The 20,870-nt window shown below is 74.4% G+C and carries 15 protein-coding genes; 2 read left to right on the top strand and 13 right to left on the bottom strand.

Annotated features, from left to right (window positions below):
• Positions 1-28: 28 nt before the first annotated feature.
• The 6 genes from guaA to K1J57_RS13955 form a co-directional block, all read right to left on the bottom strand.
• Positions 29-1,612, bottom strand: coding sequence for a glutamine-hydrolyzing GMP synthase (guaA, locus tag K1J57_RS13980; protein WP_220564853.1), 1,584 nt, complete (start codon positions 1,610-1,612; stop codon positions 29-31).
• Positions 1,613-1,701: 89 nt separating this feature from the next.
• A complete protein-coding gene (gene galE, locus K1J57_RS13975) occupies positions 1,702-2,715 on the bottom strand; it encodes a UDP-glucose 4-epimerase GalE (RefSeq protein ID WP_220564852.1) in 1,014 nt (337 codons plus the stop codon).
• Between the two features lie 210 nt (positions 2,716-2,925).
• Positions 2,926-5,358, bottom strand: a complete 2,433-nt coding sequence (locus K1J57_RS13970; protein WP_255647042.1) for an endonuclease/exonuclease/phosphatase family protein — start codon at positions 5,356-5,358, stop codon at positions 2,926-2,928.
• A gap of 167 nt (positions 5,359-5,525) precedes the next feature.
• Complete coding sequence (locus K1J57_RS13965) at positions 5,526-8,126, bottom strand: polynucleotide kinase-phosphatase (protein WP_220564851.1); 2,601 nt, start codon at positions 8,124-8,126, stop codon at positions 5,526-5,528.
• The gene (locus tag K1J57_RS13960) at positions 8,123-9,667 is read right to left on the bottom strand and encodes a 3' terminal RNA ribose 2'-O-methyltransferase Hen1 (RefSeq protein ID WP_220564850.1); all 1,545 of its coding nucleotides are present in this window, start codon (positions 9,665-9,667) and stop codon (positions 8,123-8,125) included. Before K1J57_RS13960 ends, K1J57_RS13965 begins: the two co-directional genes overlap by 4 nt.
• A 64-nt stretch (positions 9,668-9,731) precedes the next feature.
• Positions 9,732-10,751 (bottom strand): hypothetical protein, encoded by a 1,020-nt coding sequence (locus K1J57_RS13955; protein ID WP_220564849.1) that lies wholly within the window; start codon positions 10,749-10,751, stop codon positions 9,732-9,734.
• 280 nt (positions 10,752-11,031) lie between these two features.
• Here K1J57_RS13955 and K1J57_RS13950 point away from each other — a divergent pair, with 280 nt between their 5' ends.
• Positions 11,032-12,060 carry a TAXI family TRAP transporter solute-binding subunit gene (locus tag K1J57_RS13950; protein ID WP_220564848.1) on the top strand — a complete coding sequence of 343 codons (1,029 nt, stop codon included), beginning with the start codon at positions 11,032-11,034 and terminating at the stop codon, positions 12,058-12,060.
• On the opposite strand, the gene K1J57_RS13945 is transcribed toward K1J57_RS13950, so the two are convergent.
• The 4 genes from K1J57_RS13945 to K1J57_RS13930 all read right to left on the bottom strand — a co-directional run bounded on the left by K1J57_RS13945 (position 12,014) and on the right by K1J57_RS13930 (position 17,496).
• Positions 12,014-13,447 carry an ATP-binding protein gene (locus tag K1J57_RS13945; protein ID WP_220565526.1) on the bottom strand — a complete coding sequence of 478 codons (1,434 nt, stop codon included), beginning with the start codon at positions 13,445-13,447 and terminating at the stop codon, positions 12,014-12,016. The two genes, K1J57_RS13950 and K1J57_RS13945, sit on opposite strands and share 47 nt — an antisense overlap.
• 15 nt (positions 13,448-13,462) lie before the next feature.
• On the bottom strand, positions 13,463-14,161 hold the full coding sequence (locus K1J57_RS13940; protein WP_220564847.1) for a response regulator transcription factor: 699 nt from the start codon (positions 14,159-14,161) through the stop codon (positions 13,463-13,465).
• Positions 14,162-14,247: 86 nt separating this feature from the next.
• The gene (gene glpD, locus K1J57_RS13935; RefSeq protein WP_220564846.1) at positions 14,248-15,969 is read right to left on the bottom strand and encodes a glycerol-3-phosphate dehydrogenase; all 1,722 of its coding nucleotides are present in this window, start codon (positions 15,967-15,969) and stop codon (positions 14,248-14,250) included.
• A 129-nt stretch (positions 15,970-16,098) separates the two neighbouring features.
• A complete protein-coding gene (locus K1J57_RS13930; RefSeq protein ID WP_220564845.1) occupies positions 16,099-17,496 on the bottom strand; it encodes an MFS transporter in 1,398 nt (465 codons plus the stop codon).
• Positions 17,497-17,643: 147 nt separating this feature from the next.
• Between K1J57_RS13930 and K1J57_RS13925 the strand changes: the two genes are divergently transcribed.
• Positions 17,644-18,138, top strand: coding sequence for a MarR family winged helix-turn-helix transcriptional regulator (locus tag K1J57_RS13925; RefSeq protein WP_220564844.1), 495 nt, complete (start codon positions 17,644-17,646; stop codon positions 18,136-18,138).
• On the opposite strand, the gene K1J57_RS13920 is transcribed toward K1J57_RS13925, so the two are convergent.
• The 3 genes from K1J57_RS13920 to K1J57_RS13910 form a co-directional block, all read right to left on the bottom strand.
• A complete protein-coding gene (locus K1J57_RS13920) occupies positions 18,135-18,677 on the bottom strand; it encodes a hypothetical protein (protein WP_220564843.1) in 543 nt (180 codons plus the stop codon). The two genes, K1J57_RS13925 and K1J57_RS13920, sit on opposite strands and share 4 nt — an antisense overlap.
• 66 nt (positions 18,678-18,743) lie before the next feature.
• Positions 18,744-19,550, bottom strand: coding sequence for a lytic transglycosylase domain-containing protein (locus tag K1J57_RS13915; RefSeq protein ID WP_255647041.1), 807 nt, complete (start codon positions 19,548-19,550; stop codon positions 18,744-18,746).
• Between the two features lie 208 nt (positions 19,551-19,758).
• Entirely contained in the window at positions 19,759-20,865 is a 1,107-nt protein-coding gene (locus K1J57_RS13910) for a GuaB3 family IMP dehydrogenase-related protein (protein WP_220565525.1), read from the bottom strand.
• Positions 20,866-20,870: the final 5 nt, after the last annotated feature.

Below are 20,870 nucleotides of genomic sequence, written 5' to 3'. Positions count from 1 at the left end.
GGCCCCCTCCGCGTGGGCGCCGGGGCGCCTACTCCCACTCGATGGTGCCCGGGGGCTTGCTGGTGACGTCCAGCGTCACCCGGTTGATCTCGCGGACCTCGTTGGTGATCCGGTTGGAGATCTTGGCCAGCACGTCGTAGGGCAGGCGCGACCAGTCGGCGGTCATCGCGTCCTCGCTGCTGACCGGGCGCAGCACCACGGGGTGGCCGTAGGTGCGGCCGTCGCCCTGGACGCCGACCGAGCGGACGTCGGCGAGCAGCACCACGGGGCACTGCCAGATCTCGCGGTCCAGCCCGGCGTGCGACAGTTCCTCGCGGGCGATGGCGTCGGCCTCGCGCAGGACGTCCAGGCGCTCGCGGGTGACCTCGCCGATGATGCGGATGCCCAGGCCGGGGCCGGGGAACGGCTGGCGCCAGACCATCTCCGGGGGCAGGCCCAGCTCCTCGCCGACCTTGCGGACCTCGTCCTTGAACAGCTCGCGCAGCGGCTCCACCAGGGTGAACTGGAGGTCGTCGGGCAGGCCGCCCACGTTGTGGTGGGACTTGATGTTGGCGGTGCCGGTGCCGCCGCCGGACTCCACCACGTCCGGGTACAGGGTGCCCTGCACCAGGAACTCGACCTCGCCGCCGGACTCGCCGCTGTCGGCGACGACCTCGCGGGCCGCCTGCTCGAAGACGCGGATGAACTCGCGGCCGATGATCTTGCGCTTCTCCTCGGGGTCGGTGACCCCGGCCAGCGCGCTCAGGAAGCGCTCCTGGGCGTCCACGACCTTGAGCCGGGCGCCGGTGACCGCCACGAAGTCCTTCTCGACCTGCTCGGCCTCGCCCTTGCGCAGCAGGCCGTGGTCGACGAACACACAGGTCAGCTGGTCGCCGACGGCGCGCTGCACCAGGGCGCCCGCCACCGCGGAGTCGACGCCGCCGCTGAGGGCGCAGATGACGCTCTTGTCGCCGATCTGCTCGCGGATCCGGGCGACCTGCTCGTCGACGATGTTCAGCATCGTCCAGGTGGGGCGGCAGCCCGCGCCCTCGTACAGGAAGCGGCGCAGCACCTCCTGGCCGTGCTCGCTGTGCAGGACCTCGGGGTGGAACTGGACGCCGAAGAGGCGGCGGTCGGTGTCCTCGAACGCGGCCACCGGGGCGCCCGCGGTGGTGGCGACGGCGCGGAAGCCGGCGGGGGCCTCGATCACCGAGTCGCCGTGGGACATCCACACCGGCTGCTCGGCGGGCAGCCCGGTGAACAGCAGGGAGTCCCCGGCGGTCACGGTGAGCTCGGTGCGGCCGAACTCGCTCAGGTCGGTCCTGTCGACCGTCCCCCCCAGGGCGCGTGTCATGGCCTGGAAGCCGTAGCAGATACCGAAGGTCGGGACGCCGGTCTCGAAGAGCTCGGCCCCGACGTGGGGCGCCCCCTCGGCGTACACCGAGGAGGGGCCGCCGGAGAGGATGATCGCCTTCGGCTTCTTGGCGAGCATCTCCTCCACGGGCATGGTCGAGGGCACGATCTCGCTGTGCACGTGAGCTTCGCGCACCCGCCGGGCGATCAGCTGCGCGTACTGCGCGCCGAAGTCCACGACGAGGACGGTGTCGAACGTGCTGTCAGCACCAACGGACACGACGGAGGACCTTCCGCAGGAGTTCAGGGATACGCCCAGTCTAGGGCGTACCCCGTGCTCAGCGGGTCCCGGCGGGTGTGCGGTCGGGCTCAGCCCGCGAACCCCCGCGGGTTGGCCGACTGCCAGCGCCAGGCGTCGGCGCAGGCCTCGTCCAGGTCGCGGTCGGCCTTCCAGCCCAGGTCGCGGGCGGCGGCGGAGGGGTCGGCGGAGCAGACGGCGATGTCGCCGGGGCGGCGCGGGACCACCTTGTAGGGCAGGGAGCGGCCCACGGCCCGCTCGAACGCGTGCAGGCACTCCATGACCGAGTACCCCTTGCCGCTGCCGAGGTTGTAGACCCGGTGGCCGGGGGCGTCGGCCAGGTGGTGCAGGGCGACCAGGTGCCCGCGGGCCAGGTCGACGACGTGCAGGTAGTCGCGGACTCCGGTGCCGTCGGCGGTGTCGTAGTCGTCGCCGAACACCTGGAGGAACTCGCGGCGGCCCGCGGCGACCTGGGCGATGTAGGGCAGCAGGTTGTTGGGGGTGCCCTGGGGGTCCTCGCCGATCAGGCCGCTGGGGTGGGCCCCGACGGGGTTGAAGTAGCGCAGGGACACGATGTGCCAGCGCGGGTCGGCGGCGGCCAGGTCCCCCAGGATGCGCTCGCCGAACAGCTTGGTGGCGCCGTAGGGGTTGGTGGCGCTGAGCGGGGCGTCCTCGGGGATGGGCACCGTCTCGGGGTCGCCGTAGACCGTGGCCGAGGAGCTGAAGACCAGGTTGCGGACGCCCCGGGCGTCCATGGCCTCGACCAGGGAGAGGAGGGCGTCGAGGTTGTTGCGGTAGTAGCGCAGGGGCTGGGCGACGGACTCCCCGACGGCCTTGAGGCCGGCCGTGTGGACGACGGCGTCGATGGCGTGCTCGGCCAGGACGCGGTCGACGGTCTCCCGGTCGGCGCAGTCGCCGGTCACCAGCACGGGCGCGTGTCCGGTGATCTGCTCGACCCGGCGCAGGGACTCGGCGTGGCTGTTCACCAGGTTGTCCAGGACGACGACCCGGTGGCCGGCCTCCAGGAGTTCGACCGCGGTGTGCGAGCCGATGTACCCGGCGCCTCCGGTGAGCAGTACGTTCATGCTTGTGCTTCCTTGGGTGGAGTGGACCCGCTGTACGGCGGGCGCTCCCCAGCATAGGCGTCCCGCGGGCGCGGCCCCGTGGGCGCGCCGCTCCGGTGGGCCCTGGCCGCGGTGGTGCTGGGCCGCAGGGACGTGCGCTGAGGTCCCCGCGGAGGGACGCGGTGCGCCCCGGCCGGTTCCCGGCCGGGGCGCACCGTGCAGGGGGCCGGGTCAGGAGCGGCCCGGCGGGGTGGAGCGGCGGGTGTCCAGCCACAGCACCTGCGGGTCGTGGTCGCTGACCTGGTCGTGGAACTCGGAGTTGATCCGCGCGATGCCGTAGTCCACACGGCCGGCGATCTCCCGATTGACCAGGATGTGGTCCAGGGCCTGGGAGTTGCCGTCGAACACGTAGTTGTAGCGCTCCGGGGCGGGCAGGTCCGTCATCGGGTTGTACAGCGGCCCGTCGCCGGTGAGGATCTCCAGGGTCCGGGAGAACTGGAAGTCGTTGAGGTCCCCCATGACCACCAGATTGGCGTCCGGATCCACGGCCAGCAGCTCGTCGGCGAAGCCGGCCACCAGCTCCGCCTGGGCGTTGCGCTGCTGCTCGCTGGTGCGGGCCGGCGGCTGCACGACACCGTGCAGCGCCTGGTCGCCGCCCTTGGAGTTGAAGTGGTTGGTCACCACGTAGATGTCCCGGTTGAGGGCGCGGAAGTGTCCGACCAGCGGCTTGCGGCTGTCGTCCCAGGCCGGGTCCGCGGGCTCGATGCGGCCCGGGGAGACCGACAGCTCGGCGCCGCGGGAGCCCCGGACGACCTCGACGGCGGTGGTGGCGTCGCCGCCGGGGCGGTCCACGAACTGCACGCGGGCCGGGTCGAAGAGGAAGGCGTTGCGGATGTTGCCGCCGGGCGCGCCGCCGTCCTGCTTGTCCTCGGGGCTGATCTGCCGCCACTCGTAGGCCGGCCCGCCCTGCGCCTCGATCGCGGCGGTGAGCCGGTCCAGGGTGGCGCCGGCGTCGACGGTCCCGTCGTCCACCTCGCCGTTGTCGTCCTGGATCTCCTCCAGGCCGATGATGTCGGGCGCGTCGAGGTACTCGACGATGCCGGTGGCCAGCGCGTCGTACTTCGCCTGGTCGTCCCGGCCGCCGAGGTTCTCGACGTTGTAGGTGGCGATGGAGACCTCGTACCGTTCGGTGCCGCGGACGGGGGTGCGCTCCAGGCCGCCGGGCACGTGCTCGCCCAGGGTGGTGGCGCGCACGAGGTAGCCGCCGAACCGGCTGTAGTACACCGGTCCCTCGGTGACCCCGGCGAGGGTGTCGCCCACGTCGACCCGGGGGAACGGGTGGACGTCGCGGTCGAGCAGGGACTCGACCTTGACCCGTCCCGCGTTGGGGTCGTCGTAGGAGCCGTAGGCCACTCCGCCGTTGGCGGTGCGGTTGTGCCCGGGCTCCACGGTGACCCAGAAGGCGTGGTAGGGGTCGGTGGGGGCGATGACGGGGGCGTCCTCGAGCCGGACCATCATGTGCTCGTGGGCGGCCCAGAAGTCCAGGGCGTAGGTGTCGGGCGCCAGCTCCAGGCCGGAGATGTCGCCGCCGTGGTCGGGGGCGTACTCGGCGGGGATCACCCCGGCCTCCAGGGCCACCGACTCCGGGACGGCGTTGCCGGTGGACAGGACCGTCCACTGCGCCCGGTCGAGCTGGGTGATGGTCTGCGTGCCGGAGGCGGGCCGGTACTCGTCGACCCGGCCGGAGACCAGGACCTCGTCGCCGGGTGCGACGCCGGGCGCGGTGGAGCCGGTGAAGACGAACAGGCCCTCGCTGGTGCGCGGGTCGCCGTCGCCCTCGGGGTCCTGGAACCAGAAGCCCTGCGCGCTGCCGAAGGCGTTGACGGCGGTGACCACGCCGGGCACCCCGGACACGGTGTCCCCGGCGTGCGGGGAGACGCGGGTGACGCCCTGGATGTCGTGGATGCGCAGGTCACCGGGTTCGCTGGGGCCGCCGGGCTCCCCCGGGCCCTCGTCGGGGCCCTCGCCGGCCGCGTTCACGGGGGTGGGCCCGCCCGCGGTGAAGTCGGCGGCGTTGTCGCCGGTGTCGGCGAGGCCGTCGCCGCGGGCGGCCGCGGTGGTGTTGGAGAGCCGGGGGGCGGACTCCCCCTCGCGGACCTCGGCTCCGCCGTAGCCGACGATGTCGACGACGGAGCCGTCCGCGGCGCAGTCGGCGGCGGTGCGGCACTCGACGGGCTCGGTGCCGGAGACGAGCAGGACGGTGCCCGCCGTGGCCGACATGTTGGTCGACCCGGCGGCGTCCGGGGCGGGGAGGTCGACCTCTCCCCCGGTGCCCGCGGCCTGGCGGACCAGGTAGCGGCCCCCGGCGGGGATCTCCCCTGCCAGCGGGGTGACCTGCACGTTGGTGGTCGGCTTCGGTGCGGCCGGGAGGTACTGGACGCTCCAGCCGTCGACGGTGACCGGGGCGTCCGCGGCGTTGCCCAGCTCGACGAAGTCGTGGCGCAGCGTCGCTCCGCTGTTGCCGCCGCCTCCGTAGACCTCCGCGATCACCGGGGTGCCGGTGTCGGCGGCGGCCGGAACCGGGCCCAGGGCCGCGGCCAGCAGCACCGCCGCGGCGGCGGCGGACGTCGGCGCGATCAGGCGCCGTGGTCGGGTGGGGGACACGTTCTCTCCGGGGGTACTGGGGAGCAGGGGCGGGGACATCATGTCCCTTTCCCGTGTCCGTTGGTAGGAGGCGACATGAAAAGAAGGCGAAGCGGTCCCGGGTTGGTGTGATCCGCCCGGTCCCGCCCCGCCCTCGCTTCGTACGATCCGACCAAACGCCCCGCGTCCTACAGGCGCGGGTCGACCGGTTCGGTCTCCAGTGCCAGGGCCGCGAACACCGGTTCGTGGACCCGCCACAGCGGCTCGCGGCGGGCGTGCCGGGCCAGGGCCTCCAGCCCCAGCTTGTGCTCGCGCATGGCCAGCCCGAGCTTGCCGCCCAGCCTCCGGTCCTTGAGGACCTCCAGGCGGTCGGGGTCGGTGTAGTCGTGGCCGTAGATGATCCGCAGGTACTCGGGGCCGCGCACCTTCAGGCCGGGCTGGGTCAGCCCCTTGGCGCCCGTGGCGCGGGCGCCCTGGAGCGGCTTGACGACCATGCCCTCGCCCCCGGCGTCCACCATCTCCTGCCACCAGGCGGCGGCCGAGGCGCAGGCGGCCGGGTCGGTGGTGTCCACCACCCGGTAGCGGGTGGAGCGCACCAGCGGGTCCGCCTCGGCCAGCCGCTCCGCGGTGGCCATGTGCCACAGGTGGTCGGCGTCGGAGTACTCGCGGCCTTCGGAGGCCAGCACCGCGAAGGGCGCGAACCGGAGCCCGGCGGCGCCGTCGGTGTCCCAGGAGTAGCGCCGGTACACCCGGCTGAACTCCTCCATCTGCTCCGTGCTCCGCGTGACCCGGTCCACCAGGCGGCCCACGTCCAGGCCGCGCTCGGCGGCCGCGGCCAGCGCCGCGCCCGCTGCGGGCAGGGCGGCGCGGGCGGCCGCGCCCACCGAGGCGTACTGGTCGCGGATGAGCGTGCGGGCCTTGGCCGACCAGGGCAGCAGCTCCCCGTCCAGGGCGACCCAGTCGGTGCCCAGGCGGTCCCACAGGCCGGCCCCGGTGACGGCGGCGCGCAGCCGGTCCACCACCTCGCCGCGCAGCACGGGGTCGGCGAAGAACGGCCGCCCGGTGCGGGTGTACACCGTGCCCAGGGCGCCCGGGGCGAACCGCCGTTCGGCGGCCGCCTCGTCGCGGCACAGCACGGCGACGGCGCGCGAGCCCATGTGCTTCTCCTCGCACACGACCTGCCCGACACCGGCGGCGCGGTACCAGGCGAACGCCTCGTCGGGGTGCTCCAGGTACCCGGGGGCCGCGGCGGTGGGCGCCGGCGCCATGGTCGGCGGCAGGTACAGCAGCCACCGCGGGTCGACGGAGAACCGGCTCATCACCTCCAGCGCGCCCAGGGCGGACGCGCCGTTGGCGCGGACGGTCCCGAACTCCGTCTCGACGATCAGGCCGGGGTGGTGGTCGCCGACGCCCACGTCGGTGATGTCCACCAGCGTGTCGGAGCGGTCCCCGCCCTCCGCGCCCGCCGGGGCCTCGCCGCCCAGCGGCCGGACCGGCTCGTACCAGGTCCGGCGCGCGTCGACGTCGACGATCTCGCGTTCGGGGTAGCGCAGCGCGGTCAGCTTCCCGCCGAACACGCAGCCGGTGTCCAGGCACAGGGTGTTGTTGACCCACTCGGCCTTGAGCACGGGGGTGTGGCCGTACACGACGGCCGCCCTGCCCCGGTAGTCGCGGGCCCAGGGCAGGCGCACCGGCAGCCCGTACTCGTCGGTCTCGCCGGTGGTGTCGCCGTACAGGGCGAAGGAGCGCACCCGGCCGGAGGCGCGGCCGTGGTAGGCCTCCTTGAGCCCGGCGTGGGCGACCACCAGCCTCCCCCCGTCGAGGACCAGGTGGCTGACCAGGCCGTCGCAGAAGTCGAGGACCTCCCTGCGGAACTCCTCGCTCTCCCTTCCCAGCTGCTCCAGGGACTCGGCGAGCCCGTGGGTGGCGGTGACCCTGACGCCGCGCAGCGCCCGGATGAGCTTGTTCTCGTGGTTGCCCGGTACGCAGAGGGCGTCGCCGTCGCGGACCATGCCCATGGCCAGGCGCAGCACACCCGGGGTGTCGGGGCCCCGGTCCACGAGGTCGCCGACGAACACCGCGGTACGGCCCTGCGGGTGGCGGGCGCCGACGGCCCTGCCCCGGTCGTCCCGGGTGATCCCGTAGCCCAGGGACGTGAGCAGCTCCTCCAGCTCCTCCCGGCAGCCGTGGACGTCGCCGATGATGTCGAAGGGGCCGGTGAGCTCGCGCTTGTCCGGCCAGGCGCGCTCGCGCTCGATGACGGCGGCGTCGATCTCCTCGACGCCCTTGAGGACGTGGACCTTGCGGAACCCCTCCTTGCGCAGGTACTTGAGGCTGCGGCGCAGGTCGCGGCGCTGGCGGGGGATGACGTGGTCGCCGAAGTCCCGGTCGGGCCGGGTCCGGTTGCGCTCCTTGGCCAGAGCCTCGGGCACGTCGAGGACGATCGCCGTGGACAGCACGTTGTTGGCCTTGGCCACGGCCAGGAGTTCGGCGCGGGCCTTGGACTGCACGTTGGTGGCGTCCACCACGGTGAGCAGGCCGCGGCGCAGCCGGATGTCCAGGACGGTGTGCAGCAGGGAGAAGGCGTCGGCGGTGGCGCCCTGGTCGTTCTCGTCGTCGCTGACCAGCCCGCGGCAGAAGTCGGAGGAGATGACCTCGGTGGGCTTGAAGTGGCGGGCGGCGAAGGTGGACTTGCCCGAGCCGGACACGCCGACCAGCACGACGAGTCCCATGGCGGGCACGCCCAGGACGCGGGGGGCGGTGTCCGGGGCGGTCTCATCGGTGTTCATCGGGTGAACACTCCCATCTGGGTCGGGGAGCCGGTGGCGGGGTCCTGCGGACCCACGGGCAGGTAGCGGACGGTGTAGCCGTTGCGTTCGGCGACGGCGTCCGCCCACAGGGTGAACTCGGCGCGGGTCCACTCGAAGCGGTGGTCCCGGTGGCGGAACGCGCCGTCGGCCAGGCCCTCGTAGTGGACGTTGTACTCGGCGTTGGGGGTGGTGACCACGACGACGCGGGGGTGCGCGGCGGAGAAGACGCTCTCCTCCAGCGCCGGCAGCCGCTCCGGGTCGATGTGCTCGACGACCTCCATGAGCACGACGGCGTCGTGCCCGGCGAAGCGGGCGTCCCGGTAGACGGCCGAGCCGATGAGCAGCTCGGGCCGGGGCGGGCGCCCGCCCTGCTCCCGGAGGCCCACGGTGTCGGCGAACAGGTCGCGGTGGCGCCCGCGGCCGTTCGGGGCGCAGCCCCGGCAGGTCTTGCGGTGGGCCATCTGGAGGGTGACGGCGTCCACGTCCACACCGGTGATCCGCTCCAGGGTCGGGTCGGCGACCAGCTTCGCCAGCAGGGCGCCGGGGCCGCAGCCCAGGTCCAGGACGCTGGAGGCGTTCTCGGCGCGCAGCACGGCCAGGACCGCCCCGGCGCGCTGCTCGGCCAGCGAGGGCGGGCGCTCCTCCCCCGCCCGAACCGGCGCGGCCTCCGCGGGGGCCTCCTCCAGGGCCGGGTCGGCCTCCTCCTCCGGGAGGTCGTCGGCCTCGGCCAGCCGGGCCAGGGCGGTGCGCACGTAGGCGTTGCGCCGGTTGAGGTAGCGGCGGGTGATCCAGGCGCGCTCGGGGTGGCGGGCCAGCCAGGGGGACCGGGCCTGCGGGTCCTCCTCGGTGGTCTGCTCCTCGGCGTCGGTGACGCGCAGGCCCCCGGCACGCAGCAGCTTGTCGATCTCGCCGCGGTCCACCCAGTAGTGCTTGCTCCCGTCCATGGCGGGCAGCAGGACGTACAGGTGGCTCAGCGCCTCGGACAGCACCTGCTCGCCGGACAGGGTCAGCGACAGGTAGTGGGAGTCGCCCCAGCCGGGCAGGCCGGGGTCGAGCGGCACGGGCTCGGCGGCCACCCGCCAGCCCAGGGGCTCGAACAGGGCGCGCGCCTTGTCGGCGCCGGCCCGGCAGGGCACCGCGGGCAGGTGGAGTTCGAGGGGCAGCGGGGCGGCGGCCAGTTCCGGCCGGGCCTCGCAGGCGCCCTTGAGCGCGGAGCGGAACACCCGGCCCAGCGCCACCGTGAACAGCGAGGAGGTGGCGAAGGGGCGGTCGTTCACGTACTGGGCCAGGGCGAAGTCGGGTGTGCTGACGGAGGTGCGGGCCCGCAGCAGCGCCTGGGGGTCGACCTCCAGGAGCAGGGCGGCCGTGCAGCGCTGCTCCGTGGCCTCGGGGTAGAAGACATGGGCGGTCCCGAAGGACTGCTCGAAGCTCTGCGCCCGCTCCGGGTTCTTGTGGAGCAGGAATCCGAGGTCCGTGGCCGGGGCCGCCGGGGTCGCGGTGGTGGTGATCGTCAGTAGCACCCGTGCATTGTGTCCCGCTGGTCAGTCCGTTGGCGAGGACTTTTCGGGCGCGTTCCGGGTCCTCTCACCCGGCTCCGGCCGGGGGCCGGTGGCCGCCGGGGCGCACGCCGAGCTCCTCCATGGCCCGGGCGACCTGCGTCCGGGCATCGCCGAAGAACCCCCAGGGGACCTCGCAGTACAGGTTGCCGACGGCGGTCAGGTGCCAGCGGGCGGCCTCGGTCATCCCGGCCCGGTGGAACGCCCACCCGAACAGGTGGTGGGCCTGCACGTCGCGCGGGTGCGGGACGGCGCTCCCGGCCCAGGCGCGGGCCAGCCCGAACAGCTCCTCCACCGCCTCCCCGTACAGGCGCCCCATCGCCTGACCCGCCACGAAGTCGAACACGCCCTCGGCCCTGAGCCGCTTGTGCTCCGCGCGCAGGAACTCGGCGTGGGCCAGGGCCAGGACGGCGGGCAGCGGGTCGCCCCCGGGCGCGGTGTCGGCGGCGGACCCGGCGAACGCGAACATCTCCTCGGCCGCGCCGCCGCGCGCCGGGGACAGCACGCGCACCCGGCCCGTGTGGGCGGCGAACAGGTGCGGGTCCCGGCTCCGCAGCTCGTCCCACAGCCGGTCCTTCTCCTCGCGGTCGGCCCCCGCGCCCATGGCGACGGTCTGGAGCGCGACCCAGGGCGCGGCGTCGTCGGGCCGCAGGTCGGCGGCGGCCTCCAGCGCCCGGCGGGCGTCGTCCAGCGCGGCCTCGGCGGCCTTGCGCTCGGCGGCCCCGCCGGAGGCCCGCAGGGCGTGGGCGATCAGGGCGTTGCCCAGCCACAGCATCAGGTCGGCCCGGTCGGCGGTGTCCAGGAGGTCGCCCAGGTCGTCGATCCGGTCGGCGGCGGCCCGGCCCAGCACCTCGGCGGTGGCGGTGCGGGTCTCGGCGTCCTCCCGGCTCTCGGCGAGCAGCGGCAGGGCGGCGGCGAGGCCGCCCTCGGCGACCTCCTCGGCCGCGGCCCGGAGCATGGGATCGGTGCCCAGGGCCGCCGAGGCCAGCAGGTGCTCGACCGGGGATCCGTGGGCCGGCTTCGGGTCGCGGGGGTTCCATCGCCACATGCCGCCGAGGGTAGCGGGCCCGCCGCACCCGCGCGGACGGGGCGCGGGTGCGGCGGGCGCCGCCGCCGTCGGGGCGCGGGGTCCTCCCGCACCGGGTGCGGGGGGTTACGGCGGAGGGGTGGGCCGGGCACCGGGGCGCGGGAGGAACGCGGCCCCCGGAGCGCTGTGGCCCACACCACTCCGCTGTCGAAAACGTAGCCGCGATCCCGGCGGAATCCGGTGTCCTCCACCGGCATTTGAGGTTTCTCTGAGGTTTCGCGCATCTTGCTATCGTTTCGGCATGTCGCGGCCCACCCTCGGCCTCCTGTGGCCCCTCACCGCCGCCGTCCTCGTGCTCGCCGTGTCCGCGCCGCTGCTCACACGGTCCGCGGCGGTGGAACCGGCGCCCCTGCACCTGACCCTGGGGACCGGCGACGACGGCGGCGTCTACCACGCGTACGGCGCGGCGCTGGCCGGGATCGCCTCCTCCCGGGTGGAGAACGTCCGGATCACGGCGTTGACCACCGCGGCCAGCGTGGAGAACAACCGGCTGGTGGCCGAAGGCGGCGTGGACGCCGCCTTCACCCTGGCCGACGTGGCCGCCCTCGCGGTGGCCGGGGAGCCGCCGTTCGAGGAGCCGCTGCCGATCGCCGCGGTCGCCCGCCTCTACGACAACCACACCCACGTGGTCGTGCGCGCGGACTCCCCCTACCAGGACCTGGACGACCTGGCCGGGGGCGTGGTCTCGATCGGGGCGCGGGGGTCGGGCACCGAGATGATGGCCGAGAGACTGCTGGACCTGGTCGGCCTGGGCGGGATCCGGGGCCGCCGGGAGGGCCGGGGCGTGCACCGCATGTGGCTGTCCATCGAGGAGTCGGCGGCGGCGCTGGAGCGGGGCGAGATCGACGCCTTCTTCTGGTCCGGCGGCCTGCCCACCGGGGCCGTGGCGGACCTGGCCGAGCGCCGCCCGGTACGGCTCCTGGACCTGTCCGGGCACGTGGCGGCGCTGAGCGAGGAGTACGGCGCCTACTTCTCCGAGCTGCCGGTGCCGGCCGACACCTATCCGGGGGTCCCGGCGGTCCGCACCATCGGGGTGCCGAGCCTGCTGGTCGTCAACGCGGATATGCCGTACGCCCACGCGGAGGAGCTGACCCGCCTGCTCTTCGCCTCCCGGGCGAGGCTGGCCGAGATCCACCCGGTGGCGTTGCAGCTGCACCCCCGGTCGGCGATCTCCACCCTGCCGGTGCCCCTGCACCCGGGGGCCGCCGGCTACTACCGGGAGGTCAAGTACGCGCAGGAGCGCCGGCCGGAGCCCGCCCCGACCCCGTGACCAGCCGGATGCGCGCGTCGATGCCCCGGGGGCGCGCGGGGGTCAGGGTGAGCGACGCCCCCTGGAGTTCGAGCAGGGTGACGACGATGGACAGGCCCAGGCCGGAGCCGCCGACGCCGCCGTCCTTCCAGAAGGGGCGGGTGGCCTGTGCAAGCTGCTCGGCGGGCAGGCCCGGGCCGTCGTCGAGGACGTGGACGTCCACGTGGCCGGGCCGGCCGGGACCGGGCGGGACCTCCTCGACCCGGACGGTGATCCGCACGCCCTCGCCCCCGAACTTCAGGGCGTTGTCGATGAGCGCGTCCAGGGCCTGGTCGAGGGTGCCCTCCACGCACCTGACCCGGACCCCGTCGCCGCCCTCCCGGACCAGGACGGCGCCCACCCGTTCGGCGATGGGCTCCCACGAGCGCAGCCGGTCCCCGACGACCTCGCCGACCTCCTCCCACACCTCGGTGTGCTCGGCGTCCTCGGTCCGGGCCAGGGTGAGCAGGCTGTCGCAGACGCGGGTGAGCCGGTCCACCTCGTCCAGGGCCAGCCGGTGGTCCTGCCGGCCCTGCGGGACGAGGTGCCGGGACAGCGAGTCCACCCGCAGCCGCAGCGCGGCCAGGGGGTTGCGCACCTGGTGCCCGGCGTAGGCCACGAACACCCGCTGGGTCTCCAGCATGGCGGTGATGGTGTCGGCCATCCGGTTGAAGGACTCCCCGAGCCGGCGCAGTTCGACCGGGCCGGCGGCGGTGCGCACCCGGATGCCCAGGCTGCCCCCGGCCACCGCGCGGGTGGCCTCGCCCAGATCGTCGATCGGCCGCAGGATCCACCGGGTGAGCGGCCCGGCGGCGGCGATGCCCGCGGCCATGAGCACGGCGACCCCGCCCGCCGCCAGCACCCACTGGTTCCGGGTGGCGCGGCGCAGGGTCCGGGTGGGCGAGGCCGTGACGGCCGCGCCGACGACCTCACCGGAGCGGCCCACGGGTTCGGCGACGATGAGGGGGCCGCGCTGCCAGGGGTACACGATGCCGCCCGCCCCCATCCGGTTCCCGGCCAGGGCGTTGCGGACCTCCTCGGGCGGCTCGCCCGGGTCGGCCGAGGGGTCCAGGTCCGAGAGCTCCAGGCCGGGCCGGGAGGCGGCCACCACCCGGCCGTGCCGGTCGACGACGACGGCGGTGATCCCGTAGAGGCGGTCGTAGGCGACCATCTCCGCCTCCAGCATGCCGCCGGTCCCGTCGAGGACCGCGGGTTCGGCGATGCTCGCGAACCGGGCGGTGTCGTTGAGGCGGTCCAGGAACATGTCGGAGGTGCCGCGGGCGGCGATGCTGACGCACAGCGGGACGGCCAGCCCCAGGCAGGCCGCGACCAGCAGGGTCACGTAGACGGTGATGATCCGGCGGCGCATCGGCACGGGCCCCGCTCAGCGGTGCCGCCCGGTCGGCGCCGCGTCGGCCCGCCCGGTGACCGGCATCCGGTACCCGACCCCGCGCACCGTCTCGATGAGGCCGGGCGTGCCGAGCTTGGAGCGCAGGGTGCCCACGTGCACCTCCAGGGTGCGCAGCGTGCCGGGCCAGGTCGTCCCCCACACCCGCAGCAGCAGGTGTTCGCGGGACAGCACGCTCCCGGCCTCCCGGGCCAGGGCCAGCAGCAGGTCGAACTCCTTGCGGGTGACCTCCACACGGGACCCGTCCAGCTCCACCGTGCGCCCGGCCGGGTCGATCCGCAGGGGTCCGGCGGTCAGCGGCCCGTCGGCGGGGCGGCGGATGCGGCGCAGCACCGCCTCCATGCGGGCGCACAGCTCCTCGATGGCCAGGGGTTTGACCACGTAGTCGTCGGCGCCCGCCCGTAGGCCGCGGACGCGCTCGCGCTGCTGCCCGCGGGCGGTCACCATGATGACCGCCGTGTCGCCGGCGCCGTGGCGCTCGCGGAGCATCCGGCACAGCTCGACGCCGTCCATGTCGGGCAGGCCCAGGTCCAGCAGGACGACGTCGGCGGGGTCGGCGGCCAGCGCCTGCTCGGCGGTGCGCACCTGGGTGACGGCGTACCCGTGGGGCTCCAGAGCTCCGGCGAGGGCGTCGGCGAGGCGCACGTCGTCCTCGACGAGCAGCACCGTGATCATGTCGGGCTCCTCGGGGTGCGGGGGTCTGTACCCCCGCACCCTAACCCGCCGTGTGTGTCATGGGACACTCCGGGGCGGGATCGGCGTCACGGCCTGAGGATGCCCGCCTCCGGCACGATCTCGGGGGCGCCGTGCTGGATGGCGTCCGCCTCCTGGTCGGTGTCCTGCTCCTGGGCCGCGCGCTCGGCCTCGATGCCCTTGCGGTAGTACTCGACCTCGCGTTCGGCCTGCCCCTTGTCCCAGCCCAGCAGCGGGGCCATGAGCTCGGCGGCCTCCTCCGCGGCGGCGATGCCCCGGTCCCAGGTCTCGAACGAGATCCGGGTGCGCCGGTACAGGACGTCCTCCAGGTGGCGGGCGCCCTCGGCGCGGACCGCGTAGACGATCTCGGCGCGCAGGTAGTCGTCGGCCCCGGCGAGCGAGCGGCCCAGGTCGGGGTCCTCCCGCACCAGGTCGAGCAGGTCGCGGGCGCAGGTCCCGTAGCGGCGCAGCAGGTGCGAGATGCGGGAGACGTGCAGCCCGGTCTCCCGGGCGAGCCGGTGGCGCTGGTTGACCAGGGCGCTGTACCCGGAGGCGCCCACCAGCGGGAGCCGGTCCGTGACGGACTTGGGAATCCCCCCGCCCAGGCCGTGGGCGACGGCGTCCACGGCGTCCTTGGCCATGACCCGGTAGGTGGTGTACTTGCCGCCCGCGATGAGGACCAGGCCGGGCACCGGGTGGGCGACCACGTGCTCGCGGGAGAGCTTGGAGGTCTCCTCCGACTCCCCCGACAGCAGCGGGCGCAGGCCGGCGTAGACGCCTTCGACGTCGTCCCTGCTCAGCGGGGTGCGCAGTACCTGGTTGACGTGGTCCAGGACGTAGTCGATGTCGGTGCGGCTGGCGGCCGGGTTCTCCTTGTCCAGGTCCCAGGCGGTGTCGGTGGTGCCGATGATCCAGTGGCGGCCCCACGGGATGACGAACAGCACGCTCTTCTCGGTGCGCAGGATCATCCCCGAGGAGGCCTGGATGCGGTCGCGGGGCACCACCAGGTGGACGCCCTTGGAGGCGCGGACGTGGATCTGCCCGCGGCCGCCGACCATCTCCTGGATCTCGTCGGTCCACACGCCGGCGGCGTTGACGACCTGGCGGGCGCGGATGGAGATCTCCTCGCCCTTCTCCAGGTCGGCGGCGCGGGCGCCCACCACGTGCTCGCCCTCGCGCAGGAAGCCGACGGCCTGCACCCGGGAGGCGATCCGCGCGCCGAGCCCGGCGGCGGTGCGCAGCACGGTGCTGACGAACCGGGCGTCGTCCACCTGGCAGTCCCAGTACTGGACGGCCCCGGCGAGCGCGTCGCGCTTGAGCGCGGGGAAGACCCGCAGCGCCCCGCTGCGGGTCAGGTGCCGGTGGGAGGGCAGCCCCCGGTTGTTCCGGGAGGTGAGGGCGAGGGTGTCGTACAGGGTGACGCCCGCACCGATGTAGAAGCGTTCCCAGTGGTGGGCGAACGGGAAGAGGAACGGGACCGGGCGGACCAGGTGCGGGGCGATCGTGGTGAGCAGCAGGCCGCGTTCGTGCAGGGCCTCCTGGACGAGTTCGAAGTCGAACTGCTCCAGGTAGCGCAGTCCGCCGTGGATCAGCTTGCTGGACCTGCTGGAGGTGCCCGACGCGAAGTCGCGCGCCTCGATCAGCCCCGTGGACAGCCCGCGTGAGGCGGCGTCCAGGGCGATGCCCGCGCCGACGATGCCGCCGCCGACGACGAGGACGTCCAGTTCCTCGTCGCGCATCGCGGCCAGGTCGGCCTCACGCCCCTCGGGTCCCAGCCAGGTGGTCGTCATCCCAGTCCCTCCGTCGCGATGGTTCCTCTCCCCAGCGCATACCCACCGGGGCGGTCCGCCCACCGGAGCGGCGCCCCCAGGCTAACCGGGCCCGGGGGCGCCGCACGGGACGCCACGCGTGGGGACGGGTCACCCGGCGGCGGGCCGGTCCGCCGCCGGACGCGGCAGGAGCAGGGCGAGGAAGGCGACCGCGACGGTGGCGGCCCCGCCGACCAGGGAGGCGGTGCCCAGGCCGCCCCAGGCCCCGGCGACGGCGGCCAGGACGGCCAGGCCCAGGGCGCCGCCGACCTGCTGGACGGTGGAGACGGCGGCGGAGGCCACGCCCTGCTCGCGCTCGCCGACCCCGCTCCCGGCGGCGGTGAACACGAGCGGGTAGACGGTGCCCGCGGTGACGCCGAGCAGGACCACGGCGGGCAGCACCGCCCAGTAGGAGTCGGCGGCCAGGGCGAGGGCGAAGGCCGCGGAGGTGAGGCCGACGCCGACCGTTCCGGCGAACAGCGCGGTGCGCACGCCCCAGCGCTCCAGCAGGCGGGGCAGCAGCAGGGCCGAGCCGAGCATGGCGGCCACCCCCTGGGGCAGGAAGCCCAGGCCCGCGAGGAAGGGGTCCAGGCCCAGGGTGCCCTGGACGTGGGTGGTGTAGACGTAGTGCAGCGTGGCGACGACGCCCATGAGGACGAGGATCAGCCCCATGGCCACCAGGAGGTGGCGGTCGCGCAGCAGGGAGGCGGGCAGCAGCGGGCTCGCGGACCGGCGTTCGACGGGCCCGAGCGCGGCCAGGGCCAGCAGGCCCAGCAGCAGCGCGCCGCCGCCGTCGGGCGAGATCCATCCGGACTCCTGGAGGCGGAAGACCCCGAACACGAGCAGGAGCGCGCCCGCGGTGACCAGCGCGGTGCCGGGCAGGTCGAAGCCGCGCGGGTCCGGGCGGTGCCGGTCGGCGGGCAGCAGGCGGGGGGCGAGCGCGGCCACCGCCAGGGCGGGCGGGACGATCGCCCAGAACACGGCGGTCCAGCCGAAGGCGCTGGTGAGGATGCCGCCGACGGCCCCTCCCGCCAGGGCGCCGAAGGCGCCGGCCGAGCCCCATACGGCCATCGCCCGGTTGCGGGCGGGGCCGGCGGGGAAGGCGGTGCCGATCAGGGCGAGGGTGGCGGGGAAGAGGGCGGCGGCGCCGACCCCCTGGGCGGCGCGGGCGGCGATCAGGACGCCGGCGTGGGAGGCCAGGGCGCCCGCGACGGAGGCCAGGCCGAGCAGGAGCGCGCCCAGCACGAGCATGCGGCGGGCGCCGAGCCGGTCGGCGGCGCGGCCGCCCAGGAGCAGGAGTCCGCCGTAGCCGAGGGCGAAGGCGTTGACCACCCAGGGCAGGGCCGCCGCGCCCAGGCCCAGGGCCCGGCCGATCTCGGGGAGGGCGATGTAGACGACGTTGAAGTCGAGCGACAGCGTGAAGTGGGCGGTGGCCAGGAGGGCCAGGGCCGCTGTACCCGCGGTGCGGGTGCGGGTCCCGGCCGCGGTCCGGGGTTCGGCGGAGGTCATGAGGGGTGTCCCTTCCGGGAAAAGTGCTTGAGCGCTGGATATTCCAGCACTGGACCATTGATGGGTAGTTCAGCGCTGGAACTTTCAGGAGGACACTAACGCAGAGATATTCCAGTGCGCAACTGTTCAGCGTGCTAGCATCTCGGCATGAGCACAGAAGGATGCCTGGACACGGACGAGGAGCGGACCTGGGACGCGGCCACACTGGCGTTCCGGCTGCTCGACCAGCAGGTGGAGCGGGACGTGCAGGCGTCCTCCGGGCTCCCCCTCACCTACTACGAGCTGCTGGTCCTGCTCTCCAAGGCGCACCGCCGCTCGCTGCGGATGAGCGAGCTGGCCGAGATCACCCACACCCGCCCCAGCCGCATCTCCCACGCCGTGGCCAAGCTGGCCGAGGGCGGGTTCGTGGAGCGCGTGCACTGCGAGAGCGACCGGCGCAGCTGGTTCGCCAAGCTCACCGACAAGGGCGCGCAGACCCTGCGCACCGCGGGCGTCGAGCACGTGCGCAGCATGCGCGAGAACATGTTCGACCTGCTCAGCCCCGAGCAGCAGGCGCAGCTGCTGGACATCTCCCGCACCCTGCTGGCCCGGCTGGCCCCGGGCGCGGAGGACCACGCCACCCGGGTCCTCCAGGACCTCTAGGCCGCGGGGCCGGGTACGGGGGCGGGGCCGGTCCGGGCGCCCTCGGCCGCCTCCAGCCGGCGGATGAGCCGGTGCACGATGAGCAGCGGGATGATCCCGAAGACGCCGAACGAGATGTCGATCAGCTGCCACAGCCACGGGATGCCCCGGATCGGGCCGCAGATCAGCGCCAGCGGCACCACCATCACGCAGGCGATCATGCCGAACTGGATCACCCAGATGTTGCGCACCGGGTCCCGCCAGGGGCCGATGAACGCCACCGCGATGACCAGGTGCGCGAACGCCAGCCAGTCGGTGCCGTAGAGGACGAACGGCTGCTCCGCCTCCACCGTGTCCAGGCCGGCGCGCACCCGGGAGACCCAGTCGGCCAGCCAGGGAGCGGCCTCGGACACCGGCGCGAGCGGACCGGCCAGCAGGGAGTCCAGCAGCCGCACTTCGGCGGGCAGGGGGAAAGCGGTGACGCCGCTCAGCACCAGGCCCACGATGAACAGGCAGATCCAGATGCGGATGCGGCGCAGCAGCGCCGGTCGAGTGTCCACACCCGGATTCTCCCGCAGGGGTCCGGACCGCCCGATCCGCCCCCCGGTCCCGCGTGTGACCGCAGGTCAGGCCGAGGCGTCGGCGTAGGCGTGGGCGTAGGCCAGGACGTCGGCCACGTACTCCGGGGAGCGGTTGTACGACAGGATCGCCGCCTCCCAGTCCTGTGCGGTGCTCAGGTCGCGGCCGTTCGCGCACAGGTAGCGGCCGGCGGACAGGGCGGCGTCGTCGATCTGGTGCGGGTCGGGATCGCCGGCCCCCGAGGCGGAGGCGCCCCACCGCGCCCAGGTCCCGGGGATGAACTGCATCGGGCCGACCGCCCGGTCCCAGGTGGTGTCGCCGTCCAGCAGGCCGCCGTCGGTGTCGGGGATCGCCCGGGTGTTGTTGGTGCCGTCCAGAGGGATACCGATGACGTTCACGGTGGTGACGCCGTCCGGACCGATCTCGCCGCCCGCGTAGGTGCCGTGCCGCGACTCCACGAACCCGATGCCCGCCAGGGTCGGCCAGGACAGGTTGCAGGACGGCAGCTCCTCGGCCAGCGCCAGCTGCGCGCCGGCGTAGCCCTCCAGGGCCCGCACCGGGATGGTCGTGGCGCCGGAGACCTGCTCCAGCCAGTCGTCGGCGGCGCGCGGCCCGGTCCCGGGCGTCTGCTGCTCGTCGGCGCCCGCCGAGGAGACCGGGTCCGGCTCGGCCGGGTTGACCTCGGCCGACGCCGGAGGGCCCGTGAGCTGGTCGTGCGGGGGCGTCTCGATGGTGCCGTCCGGCGGCCCGCCGGCCGCCGACGACGGGGGCTCCCAGTCGGAGAGCGACCGCGAGACCCGGTCGACGGCGAAGAGCACACCGCCGGTCAGTGCCAGGCACAGCGCCAGAGTCACGCAGACGGCGACGAGCGGACCCCTGCCCCGCCCGTCACGGGTACCCCTGCCCAAAGCCCCACCCCTTCCCTCGCAGAACCCTTCGGAATCGTCGGGTCGTGTGACGCCGACGGCCGGAACATGGTTGCACACCGCTCCCGGGGCCTTTCCGGGAGCACAACGAAAAGCGGGGACGCGCCGGTTCCCCGGCACGCCCCCGCGACACCCGTCAGCGGTGCGGGTTCACCACGACCTCGACCCGCTGGAACTCCTTGAGGTCGGTGTAGCCCGAGGTGGCCATGGTGCGGCGCAGCGCGCCCATGAGGTTCATGGAGCCGTCGCTGGTGGACGCCGGGCCGTGCAGGATGGCGGACAGGTCGCCGATGGTGCCGACCCGCACCCGCTCGCCGCGCGGCAGCTCGCCGTGGTGCGCCTCGCTGCCCCAGTGGTGGCCGGCGCCGGGCGCCTCGGTGGCGCGGGCCAGCGGAGAGCCCACCATGACGGCGTCGGCGCCGCAGGCCAGGGCCTTGGCGATGTCGCCGCTGGTGGTCATGCCGCCGTCGGCGATGACGTGCACGTAGCGGCCGCCGGACTCGTCGAGGTAGTCGCGGCGGGCGGCGGCGACGTCGCCGATGGCGCTGGCCATCGGCACCGCCACGCCCAGCACGGAGCGGGTGGTGTGGCCCGAGCCGCCGCCGAAGCCGACCAGGACGCCCGCGGCGCCGGTGCGCATCAGGTGCAGGGCGGCGGTGTAGGTGGCGCAGCCGCCGACCACGACCGGGACGTCCAGGTCGTAGATGAACTGCTTGAGGTTGAGCGGCTCGGCGCGCCCGGACACGTGCTCGGCGGACACCGTGGTGCCGCGGATCACGAAGATGTCCACGCCCGCGTCGACGACCGCCTTGTGGTACTGCGCGGTGCGCTGCGGGGACAGTCGGGCCGCGGTGACCAGGCCCGCGTCGCGGATCTGCTCGATCCGGCGGCCGATCAGCTCCTCCTGGATGGGGGCGGCGTAGATCTCCTGCAGCCGCCTGGTGGCGGCCACGTCGTCCAGCTCGCTGATCTCCGCCAGCAGCGGCGCCGGGTCCTCGTACCGGGTCCACAGGCCTTCGAGGTCGAGGACGCCCAGGCCGCCCAGGCGGCCGATCGCCACGACCGTGTCCGGCGAGGCCACACTGTCCATGGGGCTGGCCACGAGCGGCGTCTCGAACCGGTAGGCGTCGATCTGCCAGGCGATCGACACCTCCTCCGGGTCGCGCGTGCGCCGAGCCGGCACGATGCCGATCTCGTCGAGCTCGTAGGCCCGGCGCCCGTTCTTGCCCAGCCCGATCTCCACCTGAG

It is taken from the genome of Nocardiopsis sp. MT53, from assembly GCF_019598965.1.
GTDB lineage: Bacteria > Actinomycetota > Actinomycetes > Streptosporangiales > Streptosporangiaceae > Nocardiopsis > Nocardiopsis changdeensis.
The sequence above is the reverse complement of the archived record's forward strand: the minus strand, read 5'-3'. Positions and strand labels throughout refer to the sequence as shown.

What these genes read in the sequence shown, in the direction of transcription:
- galE (WP_220564852.1), bottom strand. Translation starts at nt 2,715, where the DNA reads ATGAACGTACTGCTCACCGGAGGCGCCGGGTACATCGGCTCGCACACC.
- K1J57_RS13965 (WP_220564851.1), bottom strand. Translation starts at nt 8,126, where the DNA reads ATGAACACCGATGAGACCGCCCCGGACACCGCCCCCCGCGTCCTGGGC.
- K1J57_RS13955 (WP_220564849.1), bottom strand. Translation starts at nt 10,751, where the DNA reads ATGTGGCGATGGAACCCCCGCGACCCGAAGCCGGCCCACGGATCCCCG.
- K1J57_RS13950 (WP_220564848.1), top strand. Translation starts at nt 11,032, where the DNA reads ATGTCGCGGCCCACCCTCGGCCTCCTGTGGCCCCTCACCGCCGCCGTC.
- K1J57_RS13945 (WP_220565526.1), bottom strand. Translation starts at nt 13,447, where the DNA reads ATGCGCCGCCGGATCATCACCGTCTACGTGACCCTGCTGGTCGCGGCC.
- K1J57_RS13940 (WP_220564847.1), bottom strand. Translation starts at nt 14,161, where the DNA reads ATGATCACGGTGCTGCTCGTCGAGGACGACGTGCGCCTCGCCGACGCC.
- glpD (WP_220564846.1), bottom strand. Translation starts at nt 15,969, where the DNA reads ATGACGACCACCTGGCTGGGACCCGAGGGGCGTGAGGCCGACCTGGCC.
- K1J57_RS13930 (WP_220564845.1), bottom strand. Translation starts at nt 17,496, where the DNA reads ATGACCTCCGCCGAACCCCGGACCGCGGCCGGGACCCGCACCCGCACC.
- K1J57_RS13925 (WP_220564844.1), top strand. Translation starts at nt 17,644, where the DNA reads ATGAGCACAGAAGGATGCCTGGACACGGACGAGGAGCGGACCTGGGAC.